Source organism: Novacetimonas sp. GS1 (genome assembly GCF_036686925.1).
Lineage (GTDB): Bacteria > Pseudomonadota > Alphaproteobacteria > Acetobacterales > Acetobacteraceae > Novacetimonas > Novacetimonas hansenii.
In genome coordinates, this window is record NZ_VSZP01000001.1 from 1,188,452 (window position 1) to 1,208,841 (window position 20,390).

The window sequence follows — 20,390 nt, forward strand, 5'->3', positions numbered from 1 at the left end:
TCCTGCCCCCGTGACGCAACCGGTCCCGGCGGCAGCCGTCCGGCCACGGTATGGCTCGGTCGCGTCTGATGCGGGGCGCAGGCAGATATGCATGGGCATATGGGGTGGCGTTGCGTGCCGGTGGGATCATGCAAATCGTGGGATTACAAGGGATGCTGTCCTTACCGCAGGGGACATGGGGTATCGGGCGGGCGCTCCTTTCGCCCCGCCTGGCGGCGACAGGACGCGCGTATGTGCCATTCCAGCATGGGGGGACTGTTGGATATTACCCCCTGACGGCGCTATCCTTCGGATCAGATGGATTGGTCCTGTTAGGTGTGGCGCGTGGTCAGGCACATATGCGTATCATGGGACGCATGGGCATGATGACAGGGATGGAGCGACGAGCGAGGATGAAGAAGATGGCCCGATATGGAAAGACCCCACACTGGCGATTGCTGGCGACGGGGCTGCTTGTGGCGGTGGCTATGACAGGTGCCGCAGATATGGCGCAGGCGCGTCCGGCCAGCGGGGGCGGCGCCACGACCTATGGCGGCAATCAGTATGGGGGCGGATATAATGGCGACAGCCGCCTGGATAATTATGGTCCCGGTGACACGACGTCACAATATAACGCGCCCGAGGCAGGTATGGGCATGGGGGATGGCATTTCCCCGGCGGACCGGTCCGGTGATGGCGGTGGCATCCAGTCGCAGAGCACCATCCCCGGTGGATCGAGCGAAGGTGTGCCTGGAATGGGATCGCCCGATGGCGGAACCTTCAGCAACATGAATGTCGGTGGCGTCGACAGCTCCGCCACGCCCGGCATGAACTGAGGTCCGCATGCCCGTATCCCATGTGCCATTGCCCGAAGGGCGGTTGCCCACCCGTTATAGTGTGGAGACACGCTGGCTCCACTGGCTGACGGCGTTGATGGTGCTGGTGCAGTTCGCATTGGGGGAGACGTGGGGCTTCCTGCCACGTGGCACCGTGGTGCGGGTGGGCATGATCATGACGCATACTTCGGTCGGGGTGCTTCTGGCCGCTACATTCCTGACCCGTATCGTCTGGGCCGTGACGGGGGGGCGGGCCATACGCTTTCCCGTCCGGAATTTATCCGATCAGGTTGTGCGTCTGGTGCACTGGTTGCTGTATGTCATGCTGGGGGCGGAAATCGCAGTGGGCTACATGCTGCGATGGTCGCGTGGGCGGCCCGTCATGGCGTTTGGCGTGCCGATCAATTCCCCCTTTGCCGATATGGGCGTGGGGGTGCAGCGCATTTTCGGGCAATGCCATTACTGGCTGGCCTGGGGCCTTATTATGGTTGCGGCATGCCATGCGATGGCCGCCCTGTATCATGCCATCATCTGCCGCGACGGGGTGTTGCAGCGCATGCTGCCTGCGCGCGGCTAAGTGGCCGGTTAGGTTACGGATTTGTAATAACTTGCCCGATTACGATAGGGCATCCTGTTCTGGGTAGTTTTGCATCCCTGCTATGCATAGGATTTTATTCCTATATCGCCTTCAAGTAAAGTGGAAATATTGAGTCATGTATAGGATATTATTCTTATATTTTTCATGGTGATTACAGGACGCAAAGCAGGAAATCCCATGTTGTGCAAAATATGTGCAAAACGCGGCATGGAAGTCGTAATTTAAACAAAAACTAAAATTATCTTTTTAGAAAGTGAACACAAGAACCAGTCAGTGATACTGGTTATCTGATATATTTTTATCTTATTGATATATAAGGGAAAATTTTAAAATCTGGAATATGGCGCCCTTGATTTGTGTATCAATGGTGACAATTTAATTGCATTGGATATGTATCTTTACCCTTGCAACACTCAGGCGGTTTCATTAATAAAACGTGAAACACGAAACAGGTATCCTATGCCCTTGTATTTACGTGTGTATTTCATGTACATAAATATATGAGAGCAGTATACAGAATAAATTAAGCTAACTTATTGGATATCGTCATCCCGACGCGGAGGGGGCGGTATTTGCCGGATTGCCCTGAAATAACGTTTCGGTATCAAGCGAACCTGTTCCCATTGCATGGGCCACCCCGAGCGGGTGTGGTGGCGTCATGTCAGGCTTCGTTGTCCGTCATGCCGTTATTTCCTGATCTGTTGATGACTGTGGACCCATGACCCCATGAATGAGATCAATACAAAGACCGTGTCTTCCCTGCTGCCGATGGATTCCCATATTGGCCTCGACCTGCTGGAGCAGGCATCGGATGGTGTCGTTATCATCGACGACAGGAACATGGTTGTCTTTTTCAATACAGCGGCCGAGCATCTATGGGGGTATTCCAAGGAAGAGATCCTGGGCAAGAACGTAAGTTGCCTTGTCCCCAGTATCTATCGCCAGCAGCATGACAGCTATATTGACGCCAACCGCCGGACCGGCATCAACAAGATCGTTGGCACATCGCGTGAGGTCACGTTCGAAAGCAAGGCCGGGGATTACATCTCTGGCGAAATGTCGATTTCGACCGCGCTGATCGGCCCGGAAAAGAAGCGCTATTATATGGCCTTCATGAAGGGCGTGACGGAGGAGGGGCACCGCAAGCGGCTGCTTGACCTGCAAAACAGCGTTTTTCACGCCCTGTCTGGTGACACCATGATCCAGGACGTGGCGGACATGATCTGTCAGGAGGTCGAAGGTTTCGTCCCCAATACCGTCGCGGTCCTTATGCTTCTGGACGAGGATAACCATCTCCAGATCCTTTCGGGTCCGGGCCTGCCGCGCCGTTTCGCGCTGGCGCTGGAGCGGCTGACCCTGACGCAGGCCGACCTGCATGCGCTGGATTCCGACCCGGCGGAGGCCACGACCATCGTATGGGACAGCTATCTTGCACTGGGGGCGTCGCTGGGGCTGCATTCCTGCTGGGCGCTGGCGATCAAGAACCGCAAGGGGCGTACGCTTGGTATCTTTGCGCTGTATTCGCGCAACCAGCACAAGCTGAGCAACTGGCCGCAGAAAATCGTGGAAGGGTGCGTGCCCTTCTGCGGGCTGGTGATTGAACAGCATGAGGCCCGGCAGCATATCTCCCAACTGTCGAATTATGATCCGGTGACCGGTTTCCTGAACCGTTCGGTCGTCCACCGGATGCTCAAGACGATGATTACCCTGCCCAATGAGTCGCGCTTTGCGGTTTACATGATCGACATCGACCGTTTCCGCGACATCAATGACGCGTTGGGCCATGTCCATGGCGATGGGTTCCTCAAGGCCGTGGCGGAGCGTCTCAAACGCCTGTCACGCAGCAATTATATCCTCAGCCGTTCCGGGGCGAACGAATTCATCATCATCGTGCCTAACGTCACGGAAAGCACGGTTTCGGACTTTGCGCGCAAGATCATGGATTGCCTGCGTGAACCCATCGAAATCGCAGGCAACCAGATCGTTGGCACCGTGGGCATCGGCATCAGCCAGTATCCGCAGCATGGGCCGGATGGCGAATCCCTGCTGAGTTATGCCGAACAGGCGATGCGTAATGCGAAAAAGCAGGGGCCGGGTACGTTCCGTGTCGCCTCCAGCGAGGATAACAAGGCTGCGCAGGATCGCCTTGTGCTGGGGCTGGCATTGCGTGAATCTATTGCTGACGGCCTGCTGACGCTGCATTACCAGCCGCAGGTGGAATCCAGCACGGGCATGATTTACGGGGTCGAGGCCCTGTCGCGCTGGAACCATCCCACGCTGGGCAACATCTATCCCTCCCGCTTCATCGCGGTGGCGGAGGAAACGGGACAGATCGAGGCGATCGGCAAGTGGTCGCTGGAAAAGGCCGTGCGTCAGATGACGACGTGGGATCGCGCGGGCATCCATGTGCCCACCATGGCGGTTAACCTGTCTGCCGGGCATTTCCGTGATCGCCTGTTGCCGGAATACCTTGCCAACCTTCTGCGCGACCATGGCCTCCCGGCGGAGCGCCTGACGGTGGAGATCACCGAAAGCGTCATGATGGAAGAAAATGAAGAAACGATGAGTGTGCTTGCGGCGATCCGCAACCTTGGCATCGGTTTGTCGATGGATGATTTCGGCACGGGCTATTCATCGCTGTCACGCCTGACGCGCCTGCCGTTGAGCGAGATCAAGATCGACCGTAGTTTCATCATGAATCTTGATCATGATGCGAATGCACAGGCGGTGACGACAGCGGTGATCGGCATCGGTTCACGTCTGGGCATGACGGTCGTCACCGAGGGGGTGGAAACCACGCAGCAATGCACCATGCTCAAGAACCTGAATTGCGACGTGATGCAGGGTTATCTGTTCGCCCGTCCCATGCCCCCCGAGGGGGTGGAGGAATGGGTGCGCGCCCGCGCGAGCTGATTGTGCAGCAGCCCTTGCGCGTCGGGGGGAATATACTTCCGGATGCGAGGCTGCTTAAAAAGTGACGGCCAGTAACCTGCTGGTGTGAGACAAGTTCTTGGCAAGGCGTCTTTCAGAAAATGTTTGAAAGACATCGCCTGTTCAGGGAATAAGATAACGTCTGAAAATTTCCCATTTCTTATTAATGGGTTGTTTTCACGCAGTCTCTGATTGTTCCTTCACAAGGGGCGGGGTGTTGCCTTGTGAATTAAGAGACTGTTTGAAAACAAATCATTGATAAAAAAACAAGAAAAGTTTTTGGGTGCCGCCTTTTTTCAAAAAGGCGGCGTCTATCGAAGCCTTTTGGAAAAAGCTTCACCAAAAACCTTTATTATTTCAGTATGTTATCGCGCCTGACTATTTTAAATAGTCTCAAAGAGGCAATGCCTTGGCGATGTGGCTTGGAAACGCTTCGTCAGAAGTTTTCATGATCTCGAAATTTGTGTAAGGGCGCGTGGCGCACACACTATTATGTGCGCCGTGGCCTTTGTTGTTGTGGGATGTAGGGATGCCCCGCAATGATGGTTCCCCATATTCAGCAAGGGATGGATGGCCGAATGATGCAGTCATGCACGCGGGTCGTAAGGGGAATGGCGCTGGGCGGCACCATGATGTGCGCGGTGGCGCAGGCCGCTGCCGCGCAATCCCCTGATATGCATGTCCCCAATGGCCATGTGGGGGAACATATCGTCACCATGCAGAAGCTCGACTGGTTTCTGGCGGCGCAACTTGCGCTCGAAGCTGTACGGTCATGTGCGATGCAGGGATATTCCGTGACGGCCACCGTCGTCGATACGACCGGCCATCAGCAGGCCGTTATCAAGGGCGACAGCGTGCCGCTGCAATCCCTGTCGGTGTCTTATCGCAAGGCTTATACCGCCTATTCCTATGGGCTGGCGTTCAATATGAACACCACCAGCGAACTGATCGCGGCAAAGGTGACGGGACCGGCGAACGGGGCGCTTAATACCATTCCCGAAGTGCTGTTCGTGCCGGGGGGGGGTAACGCTGCGCCGGGTGTCGGACAATACCGTTCTGGGCGGGATCGGGGTATCTGGTGCGCCCGGTGGGGAAAAGGACGAAGCCTGCGCTCAGGCGGCAGTGCAGAAATATAGAGCCGATTTCCGTTAGGATGAAAATGACAAGGGAGACTGTCTGGACAGGTGAAACCAATTACATGTTGAAATTATAAGGTATTATTCAGGTATTTATAAAATCATTACATGAGATTCTGTCGTTTTCAGGCAGGGAATATCGTTCATAGCTTTACCAGATGCTTTGGGAATTGCAGGAGGTTGTTCCTCCTGCCTCTTGAGGCAACCATTCAGCCAATAAAGACATGATATGTCCTATGAACGCACGTCATTGCCAATGTGGCGGGGCGAAATATGGCGGCGGTCTGTATCAATGATATTGCCCCGGCCCTGTCGGGCCGTAAGGGACGGGATATGGCTATCAGTCCTCAGTTTAGCAGCCTGTCGGATTGGGAGCTAAAGTGGACGTTATTCATAACTTATGAAACGATATTTCTGTTTATGTGTCGAAAATTCTTTAATTGTCAGGATTTCAGCAATGTTGTTGCGTAAAAATCCCAATCCGACAGTCTGTTAGAGACTATTTTAAAATAACCCGTTGATACAGAATGGGAAAATTCTTAACGCATGACTTTCGTCATCGTGAAAATACGATGTTTTCCAACATTTTCTGGAACAGGCCTCACCAAAAAAATTGGGTGGCTGGCATAGGTACGTATTGTTTGCGACGATTCACGTGGGGTGCTGGCTCTAACTTCTCGAACAGTCCCCATTGGCAAAATTAAGTGCGGTCTTTGTCTGTGCCAGATCCGAAGATGAAAGTCGGAGGAATCGTTTTTTTCCATCCCGGCGATGCCCCATCCAGACGATGCCTTGTGAATGGGGTGTGAAAAGCTTCACAAAAATCCTCAATACCCTGCCAGTCATGGCGAGAGATGTGAACTCCCCCTGCTTTTGGCGAGGGAATGAAGGTTTCATATTTTGGGAAATGAAATGGTGCCCAAGGGCGGGATCGAACCACCGACACTGCGATTTTCAGTCGCATGCTCTACCAACTGAGCTACTTGGGCACCGGAGCCGTTGTCCGGCAGGCCGGGGCGGGGTGAACCGCCCTGACGATGTGCAGGCTTTACCCTACCTCTTCATCGGGATCAACCCGTCTTGTGTGATTTTCGTCCATATCGTTGAAATCATTGTCGGCGGGCACGCGATATTGCCCTGTGAACCAGCGCCCAAGGTCGATATCCGCGCAACGACGCGAACAGAACGGGCGATAGGCCTGAACCATCGGCTTGCCACAAACGGGGCAGGGCGGTGGCGTGGCGGGATCAGTCATTATCGTACCTCCATCCTGATGGCGGCAGGTCGGGCGCGATGGTAACGCGCAGGGGACATCCCGTCAGGCGTGTGAAATCCTCCACCCATGCCGGATAGGTCCGCATCATGCGCACGATATCACATCCGGCCTGTAATGTGACCGGCCGGGGCACCTGCATTCCCCTGTAATCCCGGACCTTCTGCCGCAGCGAACGCAATAGCCGTCCCGTTACACTGTCCAGAAGTTCATGCAGGGGGGGATGGATGCGCGGACGCACGATTTCCGCCAGCCCCAATGCACTGATCCCCAAAAAGCGCGGACGCAGTGGGTCCGCCGCCAGCGCCTGTTCGATCGGTTCGGCCAGCGCGCGGCGTTTGCGTACCGCAAGGCCGGCCGCATCCACGACGATGGCCCCCGACAGGTTGCGCAGCCGTAACTGGTGCAACAGTTCGGGCAAGGCCGCACGATTCGCAGCAAACTGCGCGGTCTGCTTTGGCCTGCGATCCATGCTGGTATGTCCGCCATCCATGTCGATGGCAACCAGCGCGGGCGTGGGCGTGATGGTGGCAGACATACCGCCAGGCAACGCGACGAACGGATCAGACAGGGATTCGGCCATCATTTCCGTCTCTGCGTCGAACGCCATCGGCTGGCGTTCAATCCGGGCATGCAGCGCCTGGGGCAGGCGCGCGCCCACGGCGGGATCGTCAATCACGACGATCGCGTCGGGCCAGCATGCGGCCATGCGTTCCACCGGCCCGGCCCCGCGTGATAGCAGGGCAGGTGGTCCTTCGGCACGGGTGTCGGGAATGCCACGCAGGCTCAGGCGCACGCCCTTGCCCCCCTGTGCGCTGCGGCTGACGCGCACCAGTATGGCGGTGCCCTGCGTCATGGGGCCGCTGCCTTCGGAATCAGGCAGGAAACCGGCTTGGCCATCTGTCAGGTCAACGAAGGTGCCACCAAGTGCCGGGACATGGGCGCTGACACGACCGCGATACAGATCGCCCACCCCGTCAGGCAGGTCAGGACGCCATAATGCATAATCCAGCAGCCGGTCGCCATCCGTCAGCGCAACCCGCAATTCCCCCGGGCCGCTTGCCACGCGAATCAGCATGTTCACGCAATCCAGTTCCCATCCTGCCCACGCAGCATTTGCGCGACCTCGAACAGGGGCAGGCCAACCACCCCTGAATAACTGCCGGACAGAAAGCGCACGAATGCCGCCGCATGCCCCTGCAGGGCATAACCCCCGGCCTTGTCGCGCCAGTCGCCCGCCGCGATCAGGGCATCGACCTGCGCAGGGATCAGGCGGGAAAACGCAACCGTGCTGCTGACAATACGGGTGCTGGTGCGGCCTTTCGCCCATGTGGCGCTTGGGCACAGTGTCACGGCAGTCAGCACCGTATGCCGCCGGCCCGACAGGAGGGACAGGCAGGCGCGTGCTGTCTGCTCATCCTCTGCCTTTGGCATGATGCGCCGACCGACGGCGACCACCGTATCGGCCCCGATCACCAGGGCGGGGAAATCAAGGGTGGCTGCGACGGCGCGGGCCTTTGTGTCGGCCATGCGCAGCGCATAGGCACGGGGAAGTTCCCCCGGCGCAGGACGTTCATCAATATCGGCGGCAATGACCTGATCAGGCTGTACGCCGACCTGTCGCAGAAGATCAAGACGCCGGGGGGAGGCAGAGGCAAGAACAAGCTGCGTGCCCGTTCCCGTGACGGAGGAACCGGGTGTCCGGGTCATGATCGGGCGATCCGTCTTATTTAAAGCGGAACGTGATGCGACCCTTGCTCAGGTCATAGGGGGTCATTTCCACATTCACCCGGTCACCGGCCAGCACGCGGATGCGATTTTTGCGCATCTTGCCGCTGGTGTGCGCCAGAATCATGTGTTCGTTATCCAGCTTGACGCGGAACATCGCATTGGGAAGCAGCTCGGTGACCGTGCCGCTGAATTCGATCATGTCTTCCTTGGACATCGTATCCTTCAATCGTATTGGTTTGGTGGGGTGAAAAAAGGCCAGACACGACGAGGAAATTATTTCCGCATCGTGCTGACAGGAATACAAGGGTGGATATGTGGGGATTGTTCCCCCATGGTCAAGCTTTACCCGACCCGCGCGTCAGATCCTCCAGCCGGATGGACACGCTCATGGCATGCGCATCCAGCCCTTCGGCCCGCGCCAGCGCCACGGCGGCCGGGCCGATCGTGCGCAGGGAGTCCGCATTTGCGTCAATGAACGTCGTGCGTTTGAGGAAGTCGAATACCGACAGTCCCGATGCAAAACGTGCGGTGGAACTTGTCGGCAGGACATGGTTCGGGCCACCGACATAATCACCGATCGCCTCGGGGCAGTAACGGCCAAGGAAGATCGCGCCCGCGTGCCGCACCTTGTCGAACACCGGCTGTGGGTTGTCCATCACCAGTTCAAGATGTTCGGGCGCGATGCGGTTGACGAGTTCCACTGCCTCATCAAGGGTCCGTACTGTGATGATGGCGCCATGCGCGTCCCAGCTTGCGCGGGCGATCTGCGCGCGGGGCAGGGTCTTCAGCTCCGCCTCCACCGCGTCCTGCACCGCCTGCGCCAGTGCCGCGTCGGGCGTGATCAAGACGGCCTGCGCCATGGGGTCATGTTCCGCCTGCGCCAGCAGGTCCAGCGCGAGGGCGCGCGGGTCATTGGCATCGGCCGCGACGATCACGATTTCGGACGGCCCCGCGATGCTGTCGATTCCCACGCGGCCGAACACCTGACGCTTGGCTTCGGCAACATAGGCATTGCCCGGCCCGACCACGCGATCGACCGGCGCGATGGTCTTGGTGCCATAGGCCATGGCCCCGACCGCCTGCGCGCCACCAACGCGATAGATCTCGCTCACGCCGGCACGGCGCGCGGCGGCCAGCACCAGCGGATTGAGCACGCCATCGGGCGTCGGCACGCACATCGCCAGCCTGCGCACCCCCGCGACACGCGCGGGCACGGCATTCATCAGGACGGAGGAGGGATAGGCCGCCGTTCCGCCCGGTACATACAGCCCCACAGCGTCCAGCGGCGTCCAGCGCATGCCAAGCGTCACACCCTGCGCATCGACATAGCGCAGGTCATCGGGGAGCTGCGCACGATGGAAGGATTCGATGCGTGTCGCCGCGACGTCGAGTGCCGCGTGCAAAGACAGCGAGACCTCGGCGCAGGCGGCGTCGATTTCCGTATCCGTGATCCGCAGGCGATCGGGTGTTATTGCCATCCGGTCGAACCGCCGGGTGAATTCACACAGCGCCGCATCCCCATCCCGGCGTATGGCGGCCAGGATTTCCGTCACGGGGGCATCGACCCGCGCCGTGTCGCTGTCCCGATCCGCCAGCAGCCGGGCAAAGGCAGCATCGAAATCAGGGCTGCTGGTATCAAGGCGGTTCATGGCCGAAATCATCCCTCGGTCTGTGTCGTGCCGGACGCAAGGGCCTGGCGGAAACGGTTGATGATGCCCCCGATACGTTCGGGCTGTGTCTTGAACGCCGTGCGGTTGACGATCAGGCGGCTGGTGATGTTGGCGATGGTGCGTACCTCCTCCAGCCCGTTGGCCTTCAGGGTGGAGCCGGTATCCACCAGATCCACGATCAGGTGCGACAGACCCAGCACAGGGGCAAGTTCCATTGCCCCATGCAGGTGTACGATATCCGCGTTGATCCCCTGCGCCGCGAAATGCCGCCGCGTGATGGAGGGGTATTTGGTTGCGACCCGCACCTGCGACCAGCGTGCGGGATCGTCCGACAGGTCACAGCCACGCGGCTGTGCAATGGAGATGCGGCATCCCCCGATACCAAGGTCAAGCGGCGCATAAATTTCGGGATAATCGAATTCCATCAGCACGTCGGCCCCGCACAGCCCCACCTGTGCGCCGCCAAAGGCCACGAACGTCGCCACATCGAACGAGCGCACGCGCACCACGTCAAGGTGCGGGTCATTGGTGGGAAAGCGCAGCAGGCGGCTGCGGTCATCGGTGAAATCGGGGCCGGGCACAATGCCCGCCGCCTTCAGCAGCGGCGTCGCGGCCTTCAGGATGCGGCCCTTGGGCAGGGCGATGATCATCGGGCTGTCCGTTTCCGGGACAAGGCTGGAGGCCGGTGTCAGGACGGTCACTGAATTCTCCGAACAAGAGGAAACGCGCCCGGACCGCAATCACAACAGGCGTGACAGGCGCAACATGTCGCCTGCGCGCATACCACATTGTGCCGCCCCGCAGAAAGGGCGCTTTTCACACGGCAGCCCTTTTGCGCGGCCCGTCCGGGCGGTTTCGCACCTGTTTTCAGCCCGCGACACGTTCGATCTGTGCCCCGCACTGCGCAAGCTTGCGTTCCACCGCTTCGTAACCACGGTCAAGGTGGTAGACACGGCTCAGGATCGTCTCCCCATGCGCGGCAAGCCCCGCGAGGATGAGCGAGAACGACGCCCGCAGGTCAGTCGCCATGACCGGCGCGCCCGACAGGGAATGCACGCCACGGATGATGGCGGATGACCCGTGTACGTTGATGCGCGCACCCATGCGGTTGAGTTCGGGGACATGCATGAAACGGTTTTCAAAGATCGTTTCCGTCACCATCGACGCGCCTTCTGCCACCGACAGCAGCGCCATGAACTGTGCCTGCATATCAGTGGGGAAACCCGGATAGGGTTCGGTCATGATGTCCACCCCACGCAGCGCGCCAGTGCGCCGCACCCGCAGGGCGCCGTCTTCTTGAAACACTTCCGCGCCCGCTTCCTCCAGCGCACGCACGACCGCGCCCAGATGTTCGGCCCGCCCGTCGATCAGGCGCAGGTCCCCGCCCGTGATCGCGGCGGCGCAGGCATAGGTGCCGCATTCGATGCGATCAGGCATCACGCGGTATTCCGCCCCGTGCAGGGCGTCCACACCGTCGATCACCAGCGTCCCGCTACCCGCGCCGGTAATGCGCGCGCCCATGGCGTTGAGGCAGGCGGCAAGATCCCCGATTTCGGGTTCGCGCGCGGCGTTGACGATTTCGGTGCGCCCCTTTGCCAGGCACGACGCCATCAGCAGGTTTTCCGTCACCCCCACCGATGCGAACGGCAGGATGATGCGCGCGCCGGTCAGCCCTTCGGGGGCGTGGGCGTTGATATAGCCATTTTCAAGCGTGATGCGCGCGCCAAGTGCTTCAAGCCCCTTGAGGTGCATGTCCACCGGCCGGGTTCCGATCGCACAACCGCCCGGCAGGGAGACCCGCGCCTCCCCGCAGCGCGCCAGCAGTGGCCCGAGCACGAGGATCGAGGCCCGCATCTTGGAAACAATGTTATAGGGGGCTTCGGTGTTGGTGATCTGCCCGCCGATCGACAGGACAGCCCCCGTGCCGTCCACGTCTTCCACCTTCACCCCGTGCTGGAGCAACAGCGTGCGCATGGTGCGGATGTCCGCGATGCGCGGGACGTTCGAAAGCACCAGTGTTTCGGACGTAAGAAGCCCCGCGACCAGAAGCTTGAGTGCCGAATTCTTGGCGCCCCCGATGACGATATCGCCATGCAGGCGATGCCCGCCGCGAATGATGAAACGGTCCATGGCCCTGCTCTCCTACATCCGTGGCGGGGCGACGCCGCGCTGTCCCATATATTTTCCCGCCCGGTCGGCATAGCTGACCTCGCACGGCGAAGCTCCCTGAAAAAACAGGAACTGGCAGATGCCTTCATTGGCATAGATGCGCGCGGGCAGGGGGGTCGTGTTGCTGATCTCGATCGTGACCTGCCCTTCCCATTCCGGTTCCAGCGGGGTCACGTTTACGATGATGCCGCACCGGGCATAGGTGGATTTGCCAAGGCACACGACAAGGGTGTCGCGCGGTATGCGGAAATATTCCACCGTATGCGCCAGGACGAAGCTGTGTGGCGGAATGGTGCACGACTCGCCATGACGGGTGACGAAGCTGTTTTCCGCGAAATTCTTGGGATCGACCACCGCGTTGTCCACGTCGGTGAAAATCTTGAATTCCGAGGCCACCCGCGCGTCATAGCCATAGGAGGACAGGCCGTAGGAAATCACGCCCTCGCGGTTCTGTTTTTCGACGAAAGGTTCGATCATGCCGGATTCGACGGCCATGCGGCGAATCCATGAATCAGGCATTATTGGCATGGGGTCCCTTTCTTCGTGCGTCATGGCGGGGTGTCCCGCCGCAGGCGAGCAGCGACCACTACCGAAGGCAGTCGAGTCGTGCAATCGTGTTATGCGTCGATGCAGCTGCTTTATGTGGACGGCGTATCGTCGCGCGGGGTGTGTGCGCTGTCCTGTGCGGCGGCGCCGTCCGGCAGGACAGCGGATGCGGCGATGGGCGTGGTGCGCGCACGGGTCTGCTGCTTGCGACGGCGCAGGTTGTCGCGCAGGGCCTGGGCCTCGCGCTGCTGGCGGGCGCGGCGTGCGGCCTCGGCGCGTGCGCTTTCGGCTCTGGCCCTTTCGGGCGGGGGGGGCGCGTCGGTCATGCTGGCATCACTCATGTCAGGCCCCACCGTGCGCCGGGCTGGTGCGCGGTGGGGCGGGAACGTGCGGCGTCGCCGGGATCAGGCCGCGCTGGTCGGGGCAGGATTCGTGGTGTCGGGCATTCCCTTGCCCGCGGGAACGCCGCTGCGTGCCAGCAGTTCACGCAGCGCCTTGACCACGGGGAAGATTTCCACGTTACGGTCGCCGCCCTGTTCGTTCCATGCCTGCTGCTCCATCTCCACGATGTCCTTGTCCTCAAGGAAGATGCGGTTGGTGAACCAGCCCAGCGCGGGCCAGATCAGGTCGATGAGCAGCGGCGTCTGGGGGCGCAGCACCGCCAGCAGCCCGAAACTCTGTGTAACGCGCTGGTCCTTGTCCACCGGGACATAGGCCGTCCACAGATCCATGATCAGGTCGCCGTCCTTATCGTGGATCTGCAATGTCTGGTACGGATATGTCGTGCGGATGGTCACGACCTCCTCAACCGGCTGTTCCGCGCCCTTGAGGTCCTTGTGCTTGCCAAAGATCAGCCGTTCGGCCAGTGGCTGCTGACCCGCGCTGCGCATGAAGCTGTAGCGTGCCTCGATAAAGTTTTCGCCTTTGTCCTGCCCCAGGAAACGCGCCTTGATCTGGCCCATCTGGCGGCGGTGCAGGAACTGGTGGTTCATGTCCATCAGGTTTTCATGCATGAACGTGTAATGGCAGTTCACGCGCGGGCTGAACCGCTTGGTCTTGAAGGCCGGATCGTCCACGCTGCCCAGCTTGGGAAAGGGGACGGTGTCTGCCTTGGCCGGGTCGCCGGGGAAGATGAACACAAGGCCACCCGCCTCCCGGCAGGGATAGGTGCGCACCCCGTTCGGCAGCTTGCCCTTGCCAAGATAAGGCACGTCGATGCACCGGCCAGAGCGCCCGAACGCCCATCCGTGATAGCAGCAGCGCACGGTCTGTCCGTTGACGGTGCCCTTGCTCAGGGGCACCTGCCGGTGGGGGCAGCGGTCATACAGGGCAAAGACGCTGCCTTCCTCGGGACGGACCAGCACGATGGGCACGCCCGCGTAACGCACGCCGAACGTCTTGCCCCGGCGCACCTGTGATGACCATGCGACGGGGTACCAGAAATCGGGGTCCGCATCGACGGTGCGCAGGTCTGGCTGTGGGGTGGCGGGGGGGACCGGTGCGGTTGTGGCCTGGTCCCGTGTCGGGGCCTCCGTCTGGACAGAAAGTGTATCGCTCATTTTGAGGCCCCGAAATTCCTGTTTGTCATGATGTGCGGATTTTATCCGATCCGCTTGCATGGTGTATCCATGAAGTTCTTGCACAAGAATTTCAATTGCCTTGCGCATTGGAAATCCCCCCAGCGCATACGCCATATGTCGTGTGGGGGAGGCTGCGTCATCTTCACCAACGACGATGCGACAGATCAATGCCGCATGGGGGCTGGCGTGTCAGGCTGTCGCGGCATCCTGTCATGCCCGTGGCGCGGGGAAGGTCAGGACGCCTGCTGTTCCATTTCATGATCGGGCGCCATGTGCCCGGTATTGTAAAGGAATGTCTCGGCCAGATGGGTATTCAGCAGTTCATCATAGACCCCGAGGGTCGCGTACTGCATGCCCTGGCTGGTGTAATGCGCCATGACATTCGCGCGGGCCTGTGTCGCCATCATGGCGTGCTGTTCCGGCGTCATGCACAATGCGGCGCGCACTGCCTCCGCCAGGGCGGCGGCGTCGCCGGGGGGGAAGGTGAAGCCCGTAACCCCGTCTTCCACCGTTTCCAGCGCGGCGCCATGGGCGGCCACAACAACCGGGCGGCCCATGGCCTGCGCCTCCACCACCACACGGCCGAAGGGTTCGGGCCGCAGCGACGGCACGACCACAAGGTCCGCCAGCATCATGACCGCCGGCATGTCCGCGCAGTGCCCGGTAAAGCGCACCCGTTCGCGCAACCCGGCCTCGCGCGTTTTTTCCACCAGGGCCTGCGTATGTTTGTCGCGTTCCTTTGCATCACCGACAAAGACACAGATCCATTCCCGTCCACATCCGCCCGCGCGTTCCATCCGCGCCAGCGCGTCCAGCAGCAGCATCTGCCCCTTCCACGCCGTGATCCGGCCCGGCAATACGATGATGGCGGCATGTTCAGGCAGGTCCCACTGATCCAGCAGGTTCTGCACCCGGTTGCCACGCACGCCATGCGGGTCGAATCGCGCAACATCCGCCCCGCGCGGGATCAGGCGCAGCCGGTCGTCACCCACCCGGTATTCCGTGCGCAGGCGCTGCGCGATGTAGTCGCTGACGGCGATGACCCGCCGTCCCGACGCCATGACCGCGTTATAGCGGCGTTTGCCGGGGATGGTGTTGCCATAGACGCCATGCCACGTCGTCACCAGCGGCACGCCGGTGCGACGGCATGCGGAGGCGGCGGCCCAGGCGGGCGCGCGTGAACGCGCATGCACGAGGTTGACGGAATATTCGCGTATGATCTGCGCAAGGCGTAGGGAGTTGCGCAGGATAGAAAGCGGGTTTTTCGGCCTCAGGTCCAGATGGACCGGGGTCGCCCCGACATAGCGCAGGCGGGGGATCAGGCGCCCGCCCGCGCTTGCCACCAGTGCGGTGCCGCCCGCCTGTGTGATGGCCTCGGCCATTTCGATGGTGCCCTGCTCTATGCCGCCTGATTCAAGCGCGGGCAGGACCTGGAGAATGACTGGGCGGGTGGTCACGAATTCCATTTCGGAATGTGTATCACGTAAGTGACAGTTCTGCACCGTCTGTTGCAACGTGGGGAGCTATCATGGCGTCAGGGTACTTGACCTTGGCGGGGCAGGGGGCGACGAAGGAACCATTATGATAGCTTTTGCATGCATGTTTCCGCACGCCGGCCCCCGGAGTTCCGCATTGCATCGGGCGCCGTGCGGTGCCGTTACGGGGCGGTGGATGGTGTTGTGCATGCGTGCCATGCAGGTGGGCATGGTTGCTGTGGCGCTGGAGTCGGCGGGGGGAAGCGCGCGCGCGACCGTCGTGGGGGCCGATGCGGCCGAAGCCTCTGCTCCCAATGCCCCGCGTCCGGGTCAGGTTTCCCTTCATACGGTTACCCCCGGCATGCCTGTCCGTACGACTGCCCGTACGACTGCCGGGATGGGGAACGGGGCGGCGCGGAATTTTTCCTTTGCCGCCTGCCAGGCGCAATTGGCCGATGACCCTGATGGCACCCGCGATTATGCCGACGACTGGCAGGACCATGGGGGCGGGGCGGAGGCTGAATATTGCGGGGCCTTGGCAGACATGGCGCTTGGTGACGTGGGGGATGCTGCGGCCACCCTGGATCGGCTGTCGCGTGTCGCCCATTGGCCACAGGGATGGGTGGCCCCATCCCGGCACCCGCCGTCGCCCCCCGTTCCGTCCCCATCCGTCCCGTCGCGCGCCGTTACCGCATTACGGGGCGACACCACGCCACAGCCCGCCGGGGTGGTGGGCGGGGCGCAACAGAACGGGACACAGGCCGGGATACAGGATGGAACACAGGCCGGGCCGCACGATACGCCCGAATCCCTGCGCCATCGCGCCCATGTGGCGGAAGAGGCCGCGCGGGCATGGCAGGCCAATGACAGCCCACGCCAGGCGCTTGACAGTGCGACATACGGGCTGTGGCTGGACCCGCATGACATGACGCTGCGGGTGATCCATGCCCGTCTTTGCGTGGATATGGGCATGGCGCAGCAGGCGGTTGCCGACCTGACACCTCTGCCGGGGGACACGGCCTTGCGGGTGGATGCGCTGGTGACGCGGGCCGCCGCCAATCGTGCGCTGGGTCATATCGACCTTGCCGTCACAGATATTGCCGCCGCCCTTCAACTGTCGCCGCATAATGTGGCCGCCGAACTGGAATGCGGCATTCTGCACGAACGTCAGGGCCGGATGGAGGACGCCCGCGCCGACTGGCAACAGGTGATCGCGCTTGCCCCCGATTCGCATGAAGCGGACCTTGCGCGGCAGGACCTTTCGTTGCTGGAGGCCGATCCCGCAGCTCCCTGAGGGGGCGGTAACCGCGCAGGAAGGCAAAAGGACGCTTTGCGAAAGGTGCTGGCCTGATAATCTGGGAGTATCCAATTTGGTATTGGTGTGAATTCTTATGTTGATCAGTGGGTATTTAAAATCTCTCCCCTGATCTGTCTGAAAGGTGCCGCACCCTGACCGCCTGCCATTTTTCACTATGTTATCAAGATCATGTTTGACACAGCCCCTGGAGGTCACATGCGGCGCATCCTTGTCATCCGGCTGGGTGCGCTGGGTGATTTTGCCCAGTCCTTTGCTCCTTTCGCCGCCATTCGCGACCATCATCGCCATGACAGCGTGACATTGCTGACGACCGCGCCCTTTGTTGAACTGGCGCGGGCGTCGCCATGGTTCGACGATGTCCGCGTCGATGCCCGCGCGCCGTGGCGCAACCTGCGGGCGGTCATGGCGATGCGTGCGCTGCTGCGGCAATATGATTTCATTTATGACCTGCAGACGTCAGGTCGTACCACGCGTTATTTCCACCTGTCGGGACATCGCGCATGGTCGGGCATCGCGCCCGGGGCACAGGCACCCCATGACAACCCGCAGCGCAAGGCCATGCACAACCGCGCCCGCCAGCGCGACCAGCTGCGCCGCGCGGGCATTGCGGAGGTGCCAGACGCCGATATTTCGTGGTTGTCGGGATACGGGCCACGCCTGCCGGGGCCATATGTGCTGCTGGTGCCGGGTACGTCGGCGGCGCATCCGGTCAAACGCTGGCCCGTGGAACGGTTCGCAGGGCTTGCCATACGGCTGTGGGCGGGGGGGGCTGCGCCCGGTTGTCATCGGTTCGCGCGCCGATGCGCCGCTTGCCGCCACCATTGTCGCCGCGTGCGATGCGACGGTGGACATGACGGGGCGGACGTCGCTGCTGGACCTTGGCGGGGTGGCGGCGCGCGCCGTGGCCGCGGTGGGGAACGATACCGGGCCGATGCACCTTGCCGCGGTGATGGGAACACCAAGTGTCGTGCTGTTTTCGCGCGCGGGTGATCCGGCACTCAGCGCGCCATTGGGGCGTACGCCGGGGCAGGTACGGGCACTGTGGGCGCAGGATTTGGCCACATTACACATTGACAGGGTTGCAGCCGCGCTCCGCTGACGCCATTACAGCGTGACACATTTTTATCGGAGCACCAGAACATGCCTGCCATCACCCTGCCTGACGGATCCGTACGCCGCTTTGACGGGGCGGTGACGGGCACTACGGTGGCGCAGTCCATTGGCGCGGGCCTTGCCCGTGCGGCGCTTGCCATGGAGGTGGACGGCCACCTGATGGATATCGGCCGCGAAATCGACCACGACGCCCATGTGCGTTTCGTCACCCGCAAGGACGCCGAGTCGCTGGAGATGATCCGCCATGATGCCGCCCATGTGCTGGCCGAGGCGGTGCAGTCGCTGTGGCCGGGAACGCAGGTGACGATCGGCCCGTCGATCGAAAATGGCTTCTATTACGATTTTTATCGTAACGAGCCCTTCACGCCCGAGGACTTCCCCCGCATCGAAGCCCGCATGCGCGAGATCATAGACGCCAATGCCCCCTTCACACGTGAAACCTGGCCGCGTGAAGAGGCGATCCGTTTCTTTGAGGAGCGGGGCGAGCGGTTCAAGGCCGAACTGATCCGTGATCTGCCCGAGGATGAGGAAATCTCCATCTACCGGCAGGGGGAATGGCTGGATCTGTGTCGTGGTCCGCATCTGCGCGGCACGGGCGACATCGGCAAGGCGTTCCGCCTGATGAAGGTGGCCGGGGCATACTGGCGGGGCGATCATCGCAATCCCATGCTGACGCGCATTTACGGGACCGCGTGGCGCGACCAGAAGGAACTTGACGCACATATCCACCAGCTTGAGGAAGCGGAACGGCGCGACCACCGCCGTATCGGGCGTGAAATGGGCCTGTTCCATATCCAGGAAGAAGCCGTGGGCCAGATCTTCTGGCATCCCAAGGGGTGGCGCCTGTATTCTGTCCTGCAGGATTACATGCGCCGCGCGCAGACCCGGAACGGGTATCAGGAGGTGCGCACCCCGCAACTGGTCGATCGTGGCCTGTGGGAAGCATCGGGTCACTGGGACAAATACCGCCAGCACATGTTCATCGCCACGGTGGAGGACGAGGACAAGACCCTCGCGCTCAAGCCGATGAACTGCCCATGTCATGTGCAGATTTTTCGCCACGGGCTGCGTTCCTATCGCGAACTGCCGCTGCGTATGGCGGAATTCGGCGCCTGCCATCGGTATGAGCCCTCCGGCGCGCTGCACGGTATCATGCGCGTGCGTGGCTTCACGCAGGATGATGCGCATATCTTCTGCACCGAAGAACAGATCGCGGATGAGACGGCGCGTTTCGTGCGTATGCTCTCGGCCGTGTACCAGGACCTTGGGTTCGAGCATTTCCGCGTGAAATTCGCCGACCGCCCGGAGCAGCGCGCAGGCAGCGACGATACATGGGACCGTTCGGAAAACGCGCTGAAAGAGGCGTGTCACATGGCGGGTGTCGAATACGAGCATAATCCCGGCGAGGGGGCATTTTATGGCCCGAAGCTGGAATTCGTGCTGCGTGACGCCATCGGCCGCGACTGGCAATGCGGCACGTTGCAGGTTGATTACGTGATGCCCGAACGCCTTGATGCCACCTATGTCGGGGAGGACAGCGCCCGCCATCGTCCCGTCATGTTGCATCGTGCGATCCTTGGGTCGTTCGAACGTTTCCTTGGCATCCTGATCGAGCAGCATGCGGGACGTTTTCCGATGTGGCTGGCACCGGTGCAGGTCGTCGTTGCATCCATCGTGACGGATGCCGAACCCTATGCCCGCGAAGTGGTGGAGAAGCTGCAGGCGGCGGGGGTCGTGGTGGAAGCCGACGTGCGTAATGAAAAGATCAACGCCAAGATTCGTGAACATAGTCTGGCGCGTGTGCCCGTCATCCTTGTGGTGGGACGCAAGGAGGCGGAGGAACGGACTGTCGCCCTGCGTCGCCTGGGGGGCAAGGCGCAGGAAATCGTGCCGTTGGACGAGGCGGTCACGGCCCTGGCGCATGAAGCAACCCCGCCGGACCTGCGGCGGTCCTGATTGAACAAGGTGCTGATAAAAAACAGATAAAAATTTCCGGCTGCTGCCTTTTTTTAAAAAAGGCAGCAGTATTTGAAGC

General features: G+C 61.0%; 16 protein-coding genes, 1 tRNA gene and 2 pseudogenes. 7 read left to right on the plus strand and 12 right to left on the minus strand.

Features of this window, described 5'->3' with window-relative positions:
• The first annotated feature begins 152 nt into the window (after window positions 1-152).
• The 4 genes and pseudogenes from FYB92_RS05470 (at window position 153) to FYB92_RS05485 (ending at window position 5,496) form a co-directional block, all read left to right on the plus strand.
• Window positions 153-815, plus strand: coding sequence for a hypothetical protein (locus tag FYB92_RS05470; protein WP_332828326.1), 663 nt, complete (start codon window positions 153-155; stop codon window positions 813-815).
• A gap of 7 nt (window positions 816-822) precedes the next feature.
• Window positions 823-1,392 carry a cytochrome b gene (locus FYB92_RS05475; protein ID WP_332828327.1) on the plus strand — a complete coding sequence of 190 codons (570 nt, stop codon included), beginning with the start codon at window positions 823-825 and terminating at the stop codon, window positions 1,390-1,392.
• Between the two features lie 747 nt (window positions 1,393-2,139).
• Complete coding sequence (locus FYB92_RS05480; RefSeq protein WP_003622220.1) at window positions 2,140-4,326, plus strand: EAL domain-containing protein; 2,187 nt, start codon at window positions 2,140-2,142, stop codon at window positions 4,324-4,326.
• Between the two features lie 692 nt (window positions 4,327-5,018).
• A pseudogene (locus tag FYB92_RS05485) lies at window positions 5,019-5,496 on the plus strand (GlcG/HbpS family heme-binding protein).
• A gap of 897 nt (window positions 5,497-6,393) precedes the next feature.
• Here FYB92_RS05485 and FYB92_RS05490 read toward each other — a convergent pair.
• From FYB92_RS05490 to FYB92_RS05545, 12 genes are all read right to left on the minus strand, one after another.
• A tRNA-Phe gene (locus FYB92_RS05490) sits at window positions 6,394-6,469 on the minus strand.
• A 59-nt stretch (window positions 6,470-6,528) separates the two neighbouring features.
• Window positions 6,529-6,735, minus strand: coding sequence for a DNA gyrase inhibitor YacG (locus FYB92_RS05495; protein WP_003622226.1), 207 nt, complete (start codon window positions 6,733-6,735; stop codon window positions 6,529-6,531).
• Entirely contained in the window at window positions 6,728-7,831 is a 1,104-nt protein-coding gene (locus FYB92_RS05500) for a ribonuclease E/G (RefSeq protein WP_192266326.1), read from the minus strand. Before FYB92_RS05500 ends, FYB92_RS05495 begins: the two co-directional genes overlap by 8 nt.
• A 2-nt stretch (window positions 7,832-7,833) precedes the next feature.
• Window positions 7,834-8,463 carry a nucleoside triphosphate pyrophosphatase gene (locus tag FYB92_RS05505; protein ID WP_062809388.1) on the minus strand — a complete coding sequence of 210 codons (630 nt, stop codon included), beginning with the start codon at window positions 8,461-8,463 and terminating at the stop codon, window positions 7,834-7,836.
• Window positions 8,464-8,479: 16 nt separating this feature from the next.
• On the minus strand, window positions 8,480-8,698 hold the full coding sequence (gene infA / locus FYB92_RS05510) for a translation initiation factor IF-1 (protein WP_003622234.1): 219 nt from the start codon (window positions 8,696-8,698) through the stop codon (window positions 8,480-8,482).
• A gap of 121 nt (window positions 8,699-8,819) precedes the next feature.
• Window positions 8,820-10,133: a histidinol dehydrogenase gene (gene hisD, locus FYB92_RS05515; protein WP_332828328.1), complete on the minus strand. Its 1,314-nt coding sequence runs from the start codon at window positions 10,131-10,133 to the stop codon at window positions 8,820-8,822.
• An 8-nt stretch (window positions 10,134-10,141) separates the two neighbouring features.
• Complete coding sequence (gene hisG, locus FYB92_RS05520; protein WP_040512984.1) at window positions 10,142-10,804, minus strand: ATP phosphoribosyltransferase; 663 nt, start codon at window positions 10,802-10,804, stop codon at window positions 10,142-10,144.
• Window positions 10,805-11,021: 217 nt separating this feature from the next.
• Window positions 11,022-12,284 carry a UDP-N-acetylglucosamine 1-carboxyvinyltransferase gene (gene murA / locus FYB92_RS05525; protein ID WP_332828329.1) on the minus strand — a complete coding sequence of 421 codons (1,263 nt, stop codon included), beginning with the start codon at window positions 12,282-12,284 and terminating at the stop codon, window positions 11,022-11,024.
• A gap of 12 nt (window positions 12,285-12,296) precedes the next feature.
• Window positions 12,297-12,851 carry a dCTP deaminase gene (gene dcd, locus FYB92_RS05530; protein ID WP_003622238.1) on the minus strand — a complete coding sequence of 185 codons (555 nt, stop codon included), beginning with the start codon at window positions 12,849-12,851 and terminating at the stop codon, window positions 12,297-12,299.
• A 110-nt stretch (window positions 12,852-12,961) separates the two neighbouring features.
• Window positions 12,962-13,210: a hypothetical protein gene (locus FYB92_RS05535; protein ID WP_239021135.1), complete on the minus strand. Its 249-nt coding sequence runs from the start codon at window positions 13,208-13,210 to the stop codon at window positions 12,962-12,964.
• Between the two features lie 63 nt (window positions 13,211-13,273).
• Entirely contained in the window at window positions 13,274-14,428 is a 1,155-nt protein-coding gene (locus tag FYB92_RS05540; protein ID WP_080545546.1) for an aromatic ring-hydroxylating dioxygenase subunit alpha, read from the minus strand.
• A gap of 254 nt (window positions 14,429-14,682) precedes the next feature.
• Entirely contained in the window at window positions 14,683-15,915 is a 1,233-nt protein-coding gene (locus tag FYB92_RS05545; RefSeq protein WP_332828981.1) for a glycosyltransferase family 4 protein, read from the minus strand.
• Window positions 15,916-16,132: 217 nt separating this feature from the next.
• Between FYB92_RS05545 and FYB92_RS05550 the strand changes: the two genes are divergently transcribed.
• From FYB92_RS05550 to thrS, 3 genes and pseudogenes are all read left to right on the plus strand, one after another.
• Window positions 16,133-17,218, plus strand: coding sequence for a hypothetical protein (locus FYB92_RS05550; protein WP_332828330.1), 1,086 nt, complete (start codon window positions 16,133-16,135; stop codon window positions 17,216-17,218).
• A 219-nt stretch (window positions 17,219-17,437) separates the two neighbouring features.
• Window positions 17,438-18,341 (plus strand): annotated as a pseudogene (locus tag FYB92_RS05555) (glycosyltransferase family 9 protein).
• A gap of 41 nt (window positions 18,342-18,382) precedes the next feature.
• Window positions 18,383-20,311: a threonine--tRNA ligase gene (thrS, locus tag FYB92_RS05560; protein ID WP_075595616.1), complete on the plus strand. Its 1,929-nt coding sequence runs from the start codon at window positions 18,383-18,385 to the stop codon at window positions 20,309-20,311.
• Window positions 20,312-20,390 lie beyond the last annotated feature (79 nt).

Coding starts and splice junctions, on each gene's coding strand:
- FYB92_RS05470 (WP_332828326.1), top strand. CDS start 153: ATGCTGTCCTTACCGCAGGGGACATGGGGTATCGGGCGGGCGCTCCTT.
- FYB92_RS05475 (WP_332828327.1), top strand. CDS start 823: ATGCCCGTATCCCATGTGCCATTGCCCGAAGGGCGGTTGCCCACCCGT.
- FYB92_RS05480 (WP_003622220.1), top strand. CDS start 2,140: ATGAATGAGATCAATACAAAGACCGTGTCTTCCCTGCTGCCGATGGAT.
- FYB92_RS05495 (WP_003622226.1), bottom strand. CDS start 6,735: ATGACTGATCCCGCCACGCCACCGCCCTGCCCCGTTTGTGGCAAGCCG.
- FYB92_RS05500 (WP_192266326.1), bottom strand. CDS start 7,831: ATGCTGATTCGCGTGGCAAGCGGCCCGGGGGAATTGCGGGTTGCGCTG.
- FYB92_RS05505 (WP_062809388.1), bottom strand. CDS start 8,463: ATGACCCGGACACCCGGTTCCTCCGTCACGGGAACGGGCACGCAGCTT.
- infA (WP_003622234.1), bottom strand. CDS start 8,698: ATGTCCAAGGAAGACATGATCGAATTCAGCGGCACGGTCACCGAGCTG.
- hisD (WP_332828328.1), bottom strand. CDS start 10,133: ATGAACCGCCTTGATACCAGCAGCCCTGATTTCGATGCTGCCTTTGCC.
- hisG (WP_040512984.1), bottom strand. CDS start 10,804: ATGATCATCGCCCTGCCCAAGGGCCGCATCCTGAAGGCCGCGACGCCG.
- murA (WP_332828329.1), bottom strand. CDS start 12,284: ATGGACCGTTTCATCATTCGCGGCGGGCATCGCCTGCATGGCGATATC.
- dcd (WP_003622238.1), bottom strand. CDS start 12,851: ATGCCAATAATGCCTGATTCATGGATTCGCCGCATGGCCGTCGAATCC.
- FYB92_RS05535 (WP_239021135.1), bottom strand. CDS start 13,210: ATGAGTGATGCCAGCATGACCGACGCGCCCCCCCCGCCCGAAAGGGCC.
- FYB92_RS05540 (WP_080545546.1), bottom strand. CDS start 14,428: ATGAGCGATACACTTTCTGTCCAGACGGAGGCCCCGACACGGGACCAG.
- FYB92_RS05545 (WP_332828981.1), bottom strand. CDS start 15,915: ATGGAATTCGTGACCACCCGCCCAGTCATTCTCCAGGTCCTGCCCGCG.
- FYB92_RS05550 (WP_332828330.1), top strand. CDS start 16,133: ATGCGTGCCATGCAGGTGGGCATGGTTGCTGTGGCGCTGGAGTCGGCG.
- thrS (WP_075595616.1), top strand. CDS start 18,383: ATGCCTGCCATCACCCTGCCTGACGGATCCGTACGCCGCTTTGACGGG.